Source organism: Hassallia byssoidea VB512170 (assembly GCF_000817785.2).
Lineage (GTDB): Bacteria > Cyanobacteriota > Cyanobacteriia > Cyanobacteriales > Nostocaceae > Hassallia > Hassallia carrinoi.
This window is the reverse complement of record NZ_JTCM02000017.1, coordinates 1-14,058: the sequence shown is the minus strand read 5'-3', so window position 1 is coordinate 14,058 and position 14,058 is coordinate 1. Positions and strand designations below refer to the sequence as shown.

The window sequence follows — 14,058 nt, the reverse complement described above, 5'->3', positions numbered from 1 at the left end:
ATGCCACACCCATCCCGCAATTCACCATCCCCCCTTGCACATATAGAAGCAGATGACACGGAGAAAGCTTACATTGACAACAGTGAATTTACTGAGATAAATCCTCAGACAGAAGAAACCAGCGAAGCGAAGGAATGGTTCTACGGAACTGAAGAACTGTTAGATGCCTTACCCAAAGTTTGGACACGCTCTTTGGTGTATATGCTAACTGGCTTTGTCGTGATTATCATACCTTGGTCAATTCTCTCCAAAGTCGATGAAACCGGGAGCGCTAGAGGACGGATAGAACCCAAAGGAGCAACGCAAAAATTAGATAGTCGTTCTGGGGGTAGCGTCACTGCTGTCAAAGTCAAAGAAGGAGACAACGTAAGAACAGGGCAAATTCTTCTAGAACTGGAATCTGATGTTCTGCAAACCGATTTGCAACAAGCAGAAGCCAAGTTTTATGGACTACAAAACCAGCAGGCACAACAAGAACTACTCAAAAACCAATTACAGTTAGCAATTAGCGTTCAAGAGCAACAAAACAAATCTCAAGAATTAGAAAAGATTGCCCAAATTAATCAAGCACGGCAGAATCTTGAAGCTAAACAGAGTAGTTACAATTTACAAAAGTTAGAAAAACAGTCATTAGTCAGTCAAGCACAGCAACAGATTAGCACCAGTCAGAATGACCAAAAGTCGGCTCTCGGTCGTTTAAGTATAGATTCCAGACAAGTCGAACGCTTTAGCCAACTCGTAAAGGATGGTGCGGTTTCCGTAAACCAAATTGACCAACTGCGAAAAGAAGAACAAGAAAGCAAACGACTTTACCAGAAAGCGCAATCCGATGTCAAACAAGCTCAATTACGTTTAGCTGAAGAACTCAGTCGCTATCAGACAACAATCAACCAGTTGGAGTCTGATATCAAGCAAGCAAAACTTAGACTGCAAGAAGAGCAAAGCAGCTATCAAAGTGTGGTGAATGCTGGGAAACTAGCTGTGCTGAGAACTCAGGAACAGCTGAAATCGCTGCAAACGCAAATCGGTGATGCGCGATGGCAAATCGTTCAAACCCGAAGCCAGATTATATCCCTAAAGCTTCAGTTAAAGCAAAGAATAGTGCGATCGCCTGTTGATGGCATGATTTTTGAATTACCAGTTTCCAAGCCAGGAGAAGTATTACAACCAGGTCAAAGGATTGCCCAAATTGCCCCGAAAAATGCTGGCTTCGTACTCAAAGCGAATATACCCAGCACCGAAAGTGGCTTCTTGAAAGTAGGAATGCCAGTAAAAATAAAATTCGATGCCTATCCATTCCAAGAATATGGAATAGTTCAAGGGCGCGTCAATTGGATTTCACCTGATACGAAAGTGCAGCAAACACCCCAAGGTAATATCGAAAGCTTTGAATTAGAAATTACCTTGGATAAACCTTATATTCAGAATGGCAATCAACACATTCAATTAAGCCCCGGTCAAACAGCAACAGCCGAGGTCATTGTCCGTCAGCGGCGCGTTATTGACTTCATCTTAGAGCCATTTCAAAAATTCAAAAAAGGCGGTATAGAGCTTTAGTCATTGGGCGTATCTGCTTTTTTGTTCGTAGTGAGCGGTTTACCGCTCATCGGTTTAAGCACTTTAGTGCTTACTACAATTCTTCCAGGTACTATATCATGTCCACACCTCTTTTTATTTCGCCTGAAGACATAATTCACTGCATTAAACTATCTTGCCAAGTTCCTGATTTAGTAGAGGCTATAGCTAGGCAAAAAATTATTGTCGATGCTGCCAAAGAAGCAGGTATTAAAGTCGCAGAATCAGAACTACAGCAAGAAGGAGATAGGCTACGATTTGCAAAAAAACTTGTCAAAGCAGCAGACACCTTAGCATGGTTAAAAAAACATCATCTTTCTGTCGAAGACTTTGAAGAGTTAGTTCATAAAGACATACTCGCAAAGAAATTAGCTTTTCATCTATTTGCAGATAAAGTCGAAGCGTTCTTTTATCAAAACAAACTCAATTATTTTGGCGCAGTTACTTATGAAATCATCTTTGATGATAGAGACGTGGCGTTGGAATTGTTTTATGCACTGCAAGAAGGCGAAGTTAGTTTTCAAGAAATCGCCCGCGAGTACATCCTAAATCCAGAAATCCGCCGCGTTGGTGGATATCAAGGAATCAAAAGACGCGGAGAATTTCGCCCAGAAATCGCTGCGGCTGTATTTGCTGCCACTCCCCCAGAGATTCTCAAGCCAATCACCACGCCAAAAGGTGTGTATTTAATTTTGGTAGAAGAAATAATTCAACCCGAATTAGATGAGCGATCGCGTAGCAATATTTTGCAAGAATTGTTTTCTGATTGGTTAAAGCAACAGATTGAGAAACAAGAAATTTTGATTGATTTGGAAGGGGATAAAAATTCTCAGCCAGTACAGCCACTTACACAACCAGCTTAATTGCGTCCTCGGTTTTACCAAAAATTTAATACCAGCTTGTATTTGATGTCTCATAAACTATCTTTTTGTGGTTAAAAATATGTCTAAAATTGATGATTTTCCATGAATTTTGGGGATAAAAGTTATTTTAAATAATATTATTTGTACTCACTAAATGAAGAGAGATAGAACTTTTTGTGTGGCTAAAAAGTTTTATTTAACCTGATTTAGGAGTATTTTGCTGTTTAAAAATAGAGTAATTTAAGATGATAAAAAAGAAAAAAAGCTTTTATGAAATTGCTAGAAAAGACTCTAGAATCTCTTGTGTTTTTAATTAGATATTGTTAAATTAATAGTGTCACCGAAAGAAAACAACTTGGTGGCATGTAAACCAGAAAAAACAACAATTTCAAGGAAACAACCATGATTATTTCAGATATCTCTCACATCGAAGTTGCAACCGAAGACAACAACATTCAAGGCGGATATGCATTTGCTGATGCATATGCTGGTGCATCTGCATATGGTCCAAACTATGCTTCTACCTACACCAGCACTTCTACAAGTGCTTACAAAGATAGCTACTACTACTACGACTACTTCTACGGCTACGGCTACAACAGCGCCTCCTCTGGCTCTACCTCTAGTTCAGCGGCAGCTTAGGCACTAATATGGCAACCGCCATATTAAGAGGTTATTTCTAAAGTTCCTTCGCTTCGTTATGAATAGTTGAGAACTTTGTAAATAATCACTTGAAAAATAAAATCGCTGAAAGCTTTTAACAGCTTTCAGCGATATAGCTATCTCAAGAAGGTGACTTATGAGCAGAATAACAATTCTTGACCTCAGCTTTTGTGAAAGTGAAATTTCTGGTAGTAGTCAAATCCAAGGCGGAATAGGAATTACCGTTAACTCCCCTACAGGAGCGTGGTCAGTTAGTGCTAGTTCCGCTCATTCTCAGGGCTACTATACAGACCACTTCTTTGACAAAGAAACTGGTAGTTATGGCTATGTAATCGGGGCTTACGTTAGCGGAGCAGTCGCTGGTGCAGTAGCTGGCGCTGTTAGTGATGGCACTCAGTATGTCTCAACTTATTCCGGCACCACCGCTTACTAGCTTAATTTGAATAGGAATGAGCGCAAAAATAATTGTGCATACACATTATACAGTCGCGGTAATTCATGAATTACCGCTACTTACGACGTCGGATTGCGTAAGTCCTGTTCAATTCAAAAAGCTATTGAGTACTGCCTTAACATGGCTACTCAATAGCTTTTCTGCATTTATTTAGAGGCTAAAATTAACCTGAGTTCGACAAATTTAAAGAACCCCGCTTCCATTCCTCTCACGCGGCTGTGCTTCACGCAGGTGATCCCCAAGACCGCACTGGCTCCCCCACCCCTCCCTAACCCTCCCCTAAGAGGGGAGGGAAGAGGAGCAGCTTTTATTACTGGGAGAGGCTTAAAAACCTTCATTTTTAGCCCTTGCAAAAACCCATCGCCTTATGGGGACAGGCAAGTTAGGTAGATCCGCTTTTTCCCCACGACAAATGAGTGATGTTCGCGCTTCGCGTCTCCCCGAACCCTTGAAGCCTGTCCCCAGAGGAGCGAGCGTAGGGCTCGCCCCTTCCCTTGTAGGGAACGGGTTGGGGTTAGGTCCATCGAATTCACGTTAAAATTAGGAATGAGTCTTGAAGTCTATTCCACAAAGATGGCTTAGACAAGCATAAATCACTTGCGCCTAACGCGCCGAAAAGCAATACTTTTACGCTTCAAAGCAGCACCAATTAAGCCCGCTACTAAAAAAGAAGCTACATTAGGTGCTTCAGGTACTGCAACAACTCTAGCCTGATTTGCTTCAAATTCTATCAAACGCAGATTTATTTTGTCAGTAAAAGTACGTTGATAATAACCTTCAAAATAAGCTTTAGCAAGTTCTTCGTTTCCTCCAAAAATCTTTTCTTGGCTTTGACGACTGAAACTGATATTGTCAGTGTTTTGTAATTCTAGACTATCGCCATTGCCTGCGGTGTTGAGATTACCGACAACGCTAAAATAGTCTACAATACTGTGATTATCGATGTCGAATAAAGCAAAAGATGTTGTGCCAGTGGCTATAGCATTTTCTAACTGTGGGTTATCTATTGCTGTTAGCAGATTGAGGTCACTTGTAAAGTTGAAAGAAAAAGATTCATTGGCTTCTATAGCAAAGTCAGCAATAACTTGGGCGAAACTTTTTGCTATACCAAAGTATTTTTCCCCTTTACCCGAAGCTTGGCTAAAAGCAAAATTGCTTGCAGATGGTTTTGGTGTATTGTAAAAAGTAGCTTCTGCATTTGCCTTTGCATCTACTGTGCCTTTGTTGGCATTAGTAAAAGTGTCAGTATTACTTCTAACTATAGGCTCGGCAGAAAGGCTTTGATTGAAATCTGTAAATTTTACTTGACTCTTAGATAAAGCCAAACTAGCAGCTTGACTTGGTGTGCTTGCTAACACAGAACTTGCTACCATCGGCGTAGCTAATAACAATAGGCGCTTAACAAATTTTCTGTATTTTTTCATGTAAGTGCTATGTGTATATTTTTGGCGTTGACGTAATCTATTAGTGGTTAGGCGATCGCCAATTTTGGCAACCAGCATTATTGAGCTGGGAAAATTCTCAAGCCCATTAATCACCTTTCAAGGCACCCTTCAAGGTAAATTTGTTGTTGATAAATGATTTAACCGTCTTTGCACCCAAAAAACGGTAATGCAATTAGAAAATTCTGCTTACGTAAATATACTAAAATAACAGTCAATAAAATTGTGTAATTTTTAATTAAAATGATTTAGTTTTTCCATCAAGTTAACAATAGTTTCCTGTAAAGACACTGAAGTATGACTAGTACAAACAAATACTACATTACATAGATTCCTTATTCAGTAATCTATGTAATTTTCCGGAAGATTTTGAAAATTATTCCCTAGAAGAATCCGAAAACAACTAAACTAAAAAAGTAGGGGCGATTAATCGCCCCTACCTTGCACAAACGAAGATATATTAATTAATTCTGCGCTTGTGGTTGCGGTGAACCGGGAATTGTTACATCGATCGCTGTCACCTGTGCTGCTAACTGCGTCAGTGGAGGGTTAATAGCAGTTTGATTCCCCACTACCAGTGTCACCATATTTTCTGGCTTGAGATATTTCTGCGCTACTCGTTGCACATCATCTACTGTGGTTGCAGCTACGGCTTTTTGATAGCGGAACAGAAAATCAGCGGGATAGCCGTAATATTCGTATCGCATCAAGCGTGATAATGTTTGTGTGGGGTCTTGAAAATTGAAAACAAACGAGTTGAGTGTAGACTCTTTAGCAAAAGCCAATTCTTTGGGAGTGACTTTTTCAGCTTGGGTGCGCTTGATTTGAGTTTGCATAGCTTTGACAAACTGTACCGTAGCATCGGATCGCGTTTGTCCCCCAGCAATAAATAAACCAGGATAATCATAGCGGGGATTCCAAGAACCGTATACAGAATAAGCTAAACCTTGACGCGATCGCACTTCATTAAACAAGCGTCCACCAAATCCATTTAACACTTCATTCAACACACCCAACGCCGGATAATCGGGACTGTTGAACTGTCCGCCCAAATGCCCGATGAGAATGTTACTCTGAGTCAGTTGTGGCTGATTGACAAAAAACACACCACCTGTTTTCGCTTGCTTCACAGCAGGTAACTGAAGTTTAGGCAAATTTGGATTAGCCTTCCAATCACCAAACTTAGCTTGAACAAGTTCGCGCATTTTCTTAGAGTCAAAATCCCCAACAATCCCCAAAATCATATTATTCGGGTAAAAATATTGCTGATAAAACTGACTCAAATCCTCACGCGAAATCTTATCTATCGTTGCATACTCCGTCGTTCTGGCATAAGGGCTATCCTTGCCATAAATCAACTTACCAAATTCCCGACTGGCAATATCATCAGGATCGTCATTGCGTCGAGAAATACTACCTTTCTCCTGCGTCTTCGCCAACTCCAGCTTATCAGCAGCAAACACCGGCTCTCGCAGCACTTCCGCAAACAGCCCAAACACCGTTTCTAAATCTTCAGTAAGCGACTCAAAACCAGCACCAGCCGAAGTCTCACCAATACTAGTTTCCACCGAAGCCGCTCGTTGTTCCAACATTTGATTTAGCTGATCCGGAGTATGCTTGCGAGTTCCTCCAGTTCGCATCACCTCCCCAGTAAACTCAGCCAAACCGATTTTATCAGCCGACTCAAAGCGATCGCCAGTACGCACCAAAGCACTACCACTCACCAACGGCAGTTCGCGATCCTCCATCAAATATACAACCATCCCATTTTGCAGCACAAAGCGATCGTACTTCGGCAACTTCACCTCAGGTATAGGTGCAAACCGCAACTCAGTATACGGCTTCGCTCCCGGTGCCGCCACAGCAAAATCAAACATTCCCAAAAGCAACAGGGTAAAACAAAGCATCAACGAATACAAAAGCCTCTTCCCCATTACCCTCTTCCTCTTACCCCTTACCTTACGCATATCTCTCTCCATTCCTTCTTGGTGTCCTTGGCGCCTTCTCCCGAAGGGAGAGGCTAGCGCCAAGGCGGTTCGTTACTCATCCCTTCTTCGACAACAACTTACCAACAGTGCGATTCTCCGGCGTAAAACTTACCCTTGCCACCCGCTGAATATCCGCAGGAGTCACAGCCGCAATTTGATCCAACTGCTTAAACAAATTGCGCCAAGAACCAGTTTTCACCTCATATTCCAACAATTGCTGCGCCATACCCATATTAGAATCAAGCGATCGCAACAAACCCGCTCGCGCTTGTGTCTTTACTCGATCCAACTCCATCGGGGAAACAGGCTGAGTTTTCAATTCATCAATTTCCTTTCTTAAAGCGATCGCCACCTCATCAACATTGTGACCCGGAGCCGTGAGAACATAGAACAACATCAAATTAGGATACTTATCTCCCGGATATCCGCTGAAACCTTGAGCACCTAGCGCCAAACGTTGTTGTTCTACCAAAGACTTATACAACCGCGACGTGCGCCCACTACTCAACAAACTGTCAATAATGTCATAAACTGCATTATCTGGATGAGTAATTGCCGGACGGTGATAACCTTCTAAATACCAAGGTTGCGAACGTAGTTCTAAAGTAACTTCTCGCGTTTGCTTTTGAGGAGGTTCCACCGGGACTTGCGTTTGTGCTTTCGGTTTTGCCTTAAAGCGTCCAAAGTAAGTTTGCGCTAGTTGTTTCACCTGATTTGGCTTGACATCTCCGACAATGGCGATCGTTAAATTGCTTGGTACATAGTACGCATCGAAAAACTTCCGCACATCTTCCCGTGTTAGGTTGCGGATATCTTCGTCATAACCAATCACCGGACGCCTGTAAGGATGTACTTTATAAGCAGCATCGCTAAACTTCTCCATCATCAAGCCGATAGGCGAGTTTTCCACCCGTAAACGGCGTTCTTCTAAAATTACATCTTTTTCTTTATAAAACTCGCGAAATACAGGATCGAGAAATCTGTCAGATTCCAAAGACATCCACAATTCCAACTTGTTAGAAGGAAAGCTGTAAAAATAACGAGTCGCTTCTGTGGAAGTATTCGCATTTAAACCAACACCTCCCGACTGTTCGACAATTCGCCCTAACTCGTTTTGCTTGACTAATTTGGCTGCTTGTGCTTCCACATTTTTAAATTCAGCGGATAACTTAGCAATCTCATCTTGTTTACCAGCAGCTTTCGCTGTTTTAATTTGGCTAGCTAATTGATCCAAACGGTCGAGTAGAGGTTTTTCGGCTTTGTAGTCTGTTGTACCAACAAGCGTTGTCCCCTTAAATGCCAAATGCTCTAGAAAGTGAGCCACGCCTGTTTTTCCATTTGGCTCATCCACGCCACCGACATCAGCGTAAGTAAGAAAAGAAACTACAGGCGCTTGATGGCGTTCTAAAACTATGAACTTCATGCCATTATCAAGACGAAACTCCGTCAACTCCTTAATTACCCGATCTAAATACGGTTGAATTGAAGTTGGAGGTGGTGGAGTTGACGGTTTGGCGAAAGCAATTTCTGGCGAAAACCCCCAACAGAGGAATATTGGCAAAAACAGCGTGACAAAAGTCAATATTTTCAAGCCACCAGAAAAAAAGCGCAAAAAGCTAAAATCTACAATTCGTGGGAAGTAACTAAGCTGCTTCATAAGGAAAAATGAAAGGGACTAGGGAATGGGGAATGGGGAATGGGGAATGGGGAATGGGGAATGGGGAATGGGGAGTGGGGAATGGGGAATGGCTAATTACCAATTACCAATTACCAATTACCAATTCCCAATGCCCAATTCCCAATGCCCAATCAAACAGGGCGTTAATCTTGTATTAAGCTTTCTGTGGTTTTTATACTTCACGTTAGACAATAATGCTACAAATCCTGTTCCGGAAACATTACCGTAATTATTATGCGAGTTTTTAATTCTTCCCCGCCAGCTGAAGCACAAACCCGTACCCGTATTTTAAGCGCGGCACTGCGGTTGTTTGCTTCACAGGGATTTGACGGCACCACTACCCGCGACTTAGCGCAGGCAGCGGGTGTAGCTGAAGGTACTTTGTTTCGTCATTTTCCTAATAAAAAGGCGATTTTGATTGAGGTAGCAACTAACGGCTGGGTGGAGATTCTCACAGATTTGCTCACAGAATTGAGTGAAATGGGCAGTTATAAGGCTGTCGCGCAGGTGATGCGCCGGCGGATGTGGAATATGCACAAAAATGTCGATTTGATGCGAGTTTGTTTTATGGAAGCGCAATTTCACCCAGATTTGCGCGATCGCATTCAATTAGAAGTCATTGATAAAATGAGCTCAGTTGCCGAAGCTTTCTTTCAAACCGCGATGGATAGAGGCATCTATCGCCAAACGAATGCTAAACTAGTTGCCAAAGTTTTTTTAGGAATGTTTGCCGTTGCAGGTTTTTCCAATAATACTTTAATGCAACCTGACGCTTCCCCGGAAGAAATGAAAGAAATGGCAGAAGGACTCGCTGATATATTCCTTAATGGTGTGTTGGCAAAAGAGTGAGGAGTTAAAAGTGAGGAGTTAGGAATTAAAAGTGAGGAGTTAAAAGTGAGGAGTTAAAAGTGAGGAGTTAGGAGTTAAATTAAATTCGTAACTCATGAAGGAATAACTCATGAACTCATAACTTATAACTCATAACTTATAACTCATAACTCATAACTTATAACTCATAACTGTTTTTGCTTGTTGACACCACTGTTGCACTAACTCAATCGCCGGACATAAATCTCGTCGCTGCATAGTTGCTACCTGCAAGCGCATAATTTGTTGATGCAATCTGTGGGTGGGAGTTTCAGCCAACTGCGCTACTGAACCAATACCCGCATGAAGCAATAATCCGCAATATTGCGTCCCCACACTCGGAATCCGAGCCAAATCCGCCAAAGCTACCCATTTATTTACATACTGAAGATGAACTTGTAATTTATTTGCCAGCGCCACTTTAGATTGGAGAGTATTTCCTTGTTTAAATAGCTCTTTTGTGGTAAAGATACCGCAGTTTTGGAGTTGGGATAGTTCTTCTTGACTTAATCCCGGCAATTGCTCAATCGACCAATCGCCGATTGGCGTATTGCTCAACTTTACTTGATTTTTAGCAGACATTTTTTTAACCTGAGAAATAAGTTTCTTTAACTATTGTGACAAATTCACAAGTTGATATCTTTGTCAATAGTTTGATAACAACAACTGGCGATCGCAGTACTGTAGGATTAGTAATTCTAACTCCAAGAGTTTGAGCCAATGTTAAATAAAAACGGAAACTTATGGATAAAGGCGATCGCCAGCATTTTCACTGCTGTCAACTTAACGCTAATCTCCGGGGGTTTAGTCAGCTGCGGTCAGGACGAACCAAAGCCACAGACTGAAACCCAGCAACAAAATCAACAAAATACTCAGTACAATAATCAGACTAACCAACAGCCTGTCCGTTCTAACAACGACCAAAAAGACGACAAAGACGACGACAAAGACGACGACAAAGACGACGACAAAGACGACGACAAAAACTAGGGAATGGGTAATGGGTAATCGGTAATGGGTAATAGAAAAAGCTTTTTATTCCTTTTCCCTTTCCCCTTTCCCCTTTTCCCCTCTGAAAATGCCCAATGCCCAATGCTAATACAAAACACTTCTAACTCCCTCGTCGATACTCTACGGCAGCGAAGACAAAAACTAGCCAGCCTGATTGATTTTCCGGTAATTCTTTGGTCAGGAAACGACAGTCCGCGTAACTACCCTGCAAATGTCTTTCCTTTTCGCGCTAGCAGTCATTTCCTCTATTTTGCGGGACTTCCCTTACCAAATGCGGTTATTCGCTTGGAAGCCGGCTTCTTAGAACTATTCATGGACGATCCTAAACCTAGTAGCGCTTTATGGCATGGAGAAATGCCTAGAAGAGAAGAAATCGCCGAGAAAATAGGCGCGGATGTTGCTAAACCAATGGTGGAATTAGAATTATCAGTAGAAGGTGCGGCAACAATTGCCGTGCAAGATGCTGGTACTTGGACGCAACAATCGCAACTGTTGGATAGATTAGTATTACCGCAAATTCAACCAGCCGGAATTGACTTAGAGTTAGCCAAAGCAATTGTTACAGTGCGTCTCACCCACGACGAAGCCGCATTAGCCGAGTTAAGAAAAGCCGCAGCTGTCACCGTCGAAGCGCACAAAGCGGGGATGGCTGCTACAACTAGCGCCAAAATAGAAGCAGAAGTGCGGGCAGCGATGGAAGCAGTTATCATCGCCCATAACATGACTACTTCTTACAACAGTATTGTCACCGTTCATGGGGAAGTTCTGCATAATGAGCAGTATCACCATTCTTTGCAACCAGGTGATTTACTACTTGCTGATGTCGGTGCGGAAACTGAAATCGGTTGGGCGGCTGATGTCACTCGCACTTGGGCTATATCTGGAAAGTTTTCATCTACCCAGAGAGATATTTATGATGTAGTATTGGCGGCTCATGATGCGTGCATTGCCAAAATCCGTGCTGGTGTAGAGTATGAGGATATTCATTTACTAGCTTGCACCGTCATTGCTGAAGGTTTGGTAGATTTAGGCATTTTCAAAGGAAATGCTGAAGAGTTAGTAGAAATGGATGCTCACGCGCTGTTTTTCCCCCACGGAATCGGTCATTTGCTGGGTTTGGATGTGCATGATATGGAAGACTTGGGGGATTTGGCAGGGTATGAAGAGAAAAGAGAAAGAAGCGATCGCTTTGGTTTAGGCTACCTACGTTTAAATCGTCCCCTGCGTCCGGGAATGTTAGTTACAATCGAACCTGGTTTTTATCAAGTTCCAGCCATTTTAAATGATGCTAACTTGCGCTCAAAGTATCATAATCTCGTCAACTGGGAGCGTTTATCTCAATTTACCGATGTACGCGGAATCCGCATTGAAGATGATGTTTTAGTTACAACAGAAGGCAGCGAAGTATTAACAGCCGCATTGCCAAATCAAGCCAGTGCTGTAGAGGATTTGGTTGGTGGATAGTTGTTAGTGGTTAGTTGTTAGTTGTTAGTGGTTAGTTGTTAGTGGACAGTGCTTATTGCTGAAAAAATAACCCTCTAACTCCTAACTCCCAACTCCCAACTCCTAACTCCTAATTCCCAACTCCTAACTCCTAACTCCTAACTTTTATTTTCCCGAACTTGACTTTTAATCCAACTTCATCTCTTCAGAAAAGCCTTGATTACATCCAAAGCGAGTTTTCTCGACTTTCACATTATTCAAGTTGGCATTGCTCAAATTAGCATTTCTCAAGTCAGCATTATTCAGGTTTGCACCTTCTAAATTAGCCCCACATAAATTCGCATCTTTGAGGTTAGCATCGCTAAAGTTAGCATTCTTCAAATTAGCACTGCTGAGGTCTGCCCCTCTCAGGTCGGCATTGCTGAGGTTAGCATCCTTAAGTTTGGCATCGCTTAGTTTAGCATACATTAAGTTAGCACTGCTGAGATTGGCATTCTTCAGCTTGGCACTATTCATGTAGGCATTGCTGAAGTTCGCACCTACTAGTTGAGCATCGTTGAAGTTGCCATTCCATAAATAGACACCACTCAGGTTGGCATCACTGAGGTTGGCACCACTGAAGTTGGCATCACTAAGGTTAGCATTGCTGAGGTTTGCATCTATTAACTGAGCATTGTTCAGGTTGGCACTGCTGAGGTTTACATTGCTGAGATTTGCATTGCTGAGGTTTGCATTGCTGAGATTAGCACTGCTAAGATTCGCATTGCTGAGATTTGCATTGCTGAGATTTGCATTGTTGAGGTTAGCACCGCAGAAGTTGCCATTTAAAAAGCTGACATTTACTAACTGGGCATTACTAAGATTAGTACCACTGAAATATACATCATCAAGGTTGATATTATTGAGGTTGGCATTGCTGAGGTTGGCAAGGAGAAAGTGAGCTTTGCTTAATTGCTCTGAAGATACTTGATAAACTATTTTTTGCAGCAAATCTTGATGAACTGATAGCTGGTTAATTTCCGCATCGCTCAAGTCAGCATCGTTGAGGGTAGCTGCTGATAAATTGTTAGTTTGAGATGTCACTTGAGACTTTTGCAAAAGCCGCTTATGTTCGCTTATGGCTACAAAAAAAGCAATTAAGCAAAAGCTCAAACCAACCACAACTGCTGGTGGTTTACCGTTCGTCAGCAGCATCACTATAAGACCTATAGCAGCCAGAATAATAATCTGCTTGAACAATGAAATCAGTTCTGCTTTCGCTTCTTGAGAAAAAGTACTATTTTTCCGATTGGTTAGAGTCATGCTTAAATACTTTCCTTGTTGTTTTTACAATTAGTTTAATCAGCCCAGAATTTACCAGTGATTCAACCCGCGAACCCTAAGGCAAAATAGGAAATTAGACGATATGATGCACTCTTGCTGACATAACGTGGCATAACTAAGGCATTTTGTTACAGACAGGTATGAAATACTAGAGAAGTTTTTATCGATAATGTAGTGCCCGATTAATTAGGTAATTTTGATAAGAATATATAAGGCGATCGCCAAGCTGAATTGATAGATAAATTCCTAATTCGGAAAATTATGTATCAGTTTTCACAAAAAAATCTTTTATTTGCGTGTATTAATCTGTGACACTTTTTGATAACTGCCTAATTCCGTCTTTGATAAAGCGGTATGAAGGCAACGTAAGAGTCATTCTTTCTAAAAGATGTCTGAACTATGTGAAGCTTTGGCGCTTGTCATCTGGTTAGGGATAAAGAAAGAGATGGGAAAGAGCGATCGCTTTACTACTGTCCATCTCTCTTGTCAGGAAATCAAGACAATGTATGAATCATAACTCAATATATATTGTGATATATAAATGTTACATTGTTTTTGGCATAGGGAATTGGGCATGGGGCATTGGGGAGGCAGTGCGGTCTTCTCCCAAAGGGAGAGGCTAGCGCCAAGGGGAGCCAGTCGCTTGCGGGGGTTCCCCTGCAATAACCCACGACAAATGTGGACAGCCTTCATCAAAAATATTCGTGGGGACCTGTGGATCTACAAAACAAGGCTGTCCACATTTGTCTAG

13 protein-coding genes are annotated in these 14,058 nt (G+C 41.9%); 8 read left to right on the top strand and 5 right to left on the bottom strand.

Going from position 1 to position 14,058, the window contains the following annotated elements; genetic code table 11:
* From PI95_RS10675 to PI95_RS10660, 4 genes are all read left to right on the top strand, one after another.
* Entirely contained in the window at window positions 1–1,557 is a 1,557-nt protein-coding gene (locus tag PI95_RS10675) for a beta-barrel domain-containing protein (RefSeq protein ID WP_039748085.1), read from the top strand.
* A 98-nt stretch (window positions 1,558–1,655) separates the two neighbouring features.
* Window positions 1,656–2,438, top strand: coding sequence for a peptidylprolyl isomerase (locus tag PI95_RS10670; protein WP_039748086.1), 783 nt, complete (start codon window positions 1,656–1,658; stop codon window positions 2,436–2,438).
* Between the two features lie 402 nt (window positions 2,439–2,840).
* Window positions 2,841–3,080 (top strand): hypothetical protein, encoded by a 240-nt coding sequence (locus PI95_RS10665; protein WP_039748087.1) that lies wholly within the window; start codon window positions 2,841–2,843, stop codon window positions 3,078–3,080.
* Between the two features lie 157 nt (window positions 3,081–3,237).
* A complete protein-coding gene (locus PI95_RS10660; protein ID WP_039748089.1) occupies window positions 3,238–3,534 on the top strand; it encodes a hypothetical protein in 297 nt (98 codons plus the stop codon).
* A gap of 614 nt (window positions 3,535–4,148) precedes the next feature.
* Here the strand turns inward: PI95_RS10660 and PI95_RS10655 are convergent.
* The 3 genes from PI95_RS10655 to PI95_RS10645 all read right to left on the bottom strand — a co-directional run bounded on the left by PI95_RS10655 (window position 4,149) and on the right by PI95_RS10645 (window position 8,642).
* On the bottom strand, window positions 4,149–5,093 hold the full coding sequence (locus tag PI95_RS10655; protein ID WP_163518779.1) for a hypothetical protein: 945 nt from the start codon (window positions 5,091–5,093) through the stop codon (window positions 4,149–4,151).
* A gap of 368 nt (window positions 5,094–5,461) precedes the next feature.
* Window positions 5,462–6,931, bottom strand: a complete 1,470-nt coding sequence (locus PI95_RS10650) for a M16 family metallopeptidase (protein WP_039748094.1) — start codon at window positions 6,929–6,931, stop codon at window positions 5,462–5,464.
* Window positions 6,932–7,040: 109 nt separating this feature from the next.
* Window positions 7,041–8,642, bottom strand: coding sequence for a M16 family metallopeptidase (locus PI95_RS10645; RefSeq protein WP_039748095.1), 1,602 nt, complete (start codon window positions 8,640–8,642; stop codon window positions 7,041–7,043).
* A gap of 25 nt (window positions 8,643–8,667) precedes the next feature.
* Here PI95_RS10645 and PI95_RS10640 point away from each other — a divergent pair, with 25 nt between their 5' ends.
* Window positions 8,668–8,892 carry a hypothetical protein gene (locus PI95_RS10640; RefSeq protein WP_039748097.1) on the top strand — a complete coding sequence of 75 codons (225 nt, stop codon included), beginning with the start codon at window positions 8,668–8,670 and terminating at the stop codon, window positions 8,890–8,892.
* Window positions 8,893–8,897: 5 nt separating this feature from the next.
* Entirely contained in the window at window positions 8,898–9,512 is a 615-nt protein-coding gene (locus PI95_RS10635; protein WP_039748098.1) for a TetR/AcrR family transcriptional regulator, read from the top strand.
* Window positions 9,513–9,662: 150 nt separating this feature from the next.
* Here PI95_RS10635 and PI95_RS10630 read toward each other — a convergent pair whose 3' ends face one another.
* Complete coding sequence (locus tag PI95_RS10630; protein WP_039748099.1) at window positions 9,663–10,112, bottom strand: DUF4332 domain-containing protein; 450 nt, start codon at window positions 10,110–10,112, stop codon at window positions 9,663–9,665.
* Window positions 10,113–10,250: 138 nt separating this feature from the next.
* Between PI95_RS10630 and PI95_RS10625 the strand changes: the two genes are divergently transcribed.
* Together PI95_RS10625 and PI95_RS10620 are read left to right on the top strand one after the other, a co-directional pair.
* Window positions 10,251–10,520, top strand: a complete 270-nt coding sequence (locus tag PI95_RS10625) for a hypothetical protein (protein WP_039748100.1) — start codon at window positions 10,251–10,253, stop codon at window positions 10,518–10,520.
* A gap of 102 nt (window positions 10,521–10,622) precedes the next feature.
* Window positions 10,623–12,005, top strand: coding sequence for an aminopeptidase P family protein (locus tag PI95_RS10620; protein ID WP_039748102.1), 1,383 nt, complete (start codon window positions 10,623–10,625; stop codon window positions 12,003–12,005).
* 165 nt (window positions 12,006–12,170) lie between these two features.
* On the opposite strand, the gene PI95_RS10615 is transcribed toward PI95_RS10620, so the two are convergent.
* Window positions 12,171–13,286, bottom strand: a complete 1,116-nt coding sequence (locus tag PI95_RS10615; RefSeq protein ID WP_039748103.1) for a pentapeptide repeat-containing protein — start codon at window positions 13,284–13,286, stop codon at window positions 12,171–12,173.
* Between the last annotated feature and the right edge of the window lie 772 nt (window positions 13,287–14,058).

Excerpts from the sequence above, each read along its gene's own strand:
- PI95_RS10675 (WP_039748085.1), top strand. The coding sequence starts at position 1 with ATGCCACACCCATCCCGCAATTCACCATCCCCCCTTGCACATATAGAA.
- PI95_RS10670 (WP_039748086.1), top strand. The coding sequence starts at position 1,656 with ATGTCCACACCTCTTTTTATTTCGCCTGAAGACATAATTCACTGCATT.
- PI95_RS10665 (WP_039748087.1), top strand. The coding sequence starts at position 2,841 with ATGATTATTTCAGATATCTCTCACATCGAAGTTGCAACCGAAGACAAC.
- PI95_RS10660 (WP_039748089.1), top strand. The coding sequence starts at position 3,238 with ATGAGCAGAATAACAATTCTTGACCTCAGCTTTTGTGAAAGTGAAATT.
- PI95_RS10650 (WP_039748094.1), bottom strand. The coding sequence starts at position 6,931 with ATGGGGAAGAGGCTTTTGTATTCGTTGATGCTTTGTTTTACCCTGTTG.
- PI95_RS10645 (WP_039748095.1), bottom strand. The coding sequence starts at position 8,642 with ATGAAGCAGCTTAGTTACTTCCCACGAATTGTAGATTTTAGCTTTTTG.
- PI95_RS10640 (WP_039748097.1), top strand. The coding sequence starts at position 8,668 with ATGGGGAATGGGGAATGGGGAATGGGGAATGGGGAATGGGGAATGGGG.
- PI95_RS10635 (WP_039748098.1), top strand. The coding sequence starts at position 8,898 with ATGCGAGTTTTTAATTCTTCCCCGCCAGCTGAAGCACAAACCCGTACC.
- PI95_RS10630 (WP_039748099.1), bottom strand. The coding sequence starts at position 10,112 with ATGTCTGCTAAAAATCAAGTAAAGTTGAGCAATACGCCAATCGGCGAT.
- PI95_RS10625 (WP_039748100.1), top strand. The coding sequence starts at position 10,251 with ATGTTAAATAAAAACGGAAACTTATGGATAAAGGCGATCGCCAGCATT.
- PI95_RS10620 (WP_039748102.1), top strand. The coding sequence starts at position 10,623 with ATGCTAATACAAAACACTTCTAACTCCCTCGTCGATACTCTACGGCAG.
- PI95_RS10615 (WP_039748103.1), bottom strand. The coding sequence starts at position 13,286 with ATGACTCTAACCAATCGGAAAAATAGTACTTTTTCTCAAGAAGCGAAA.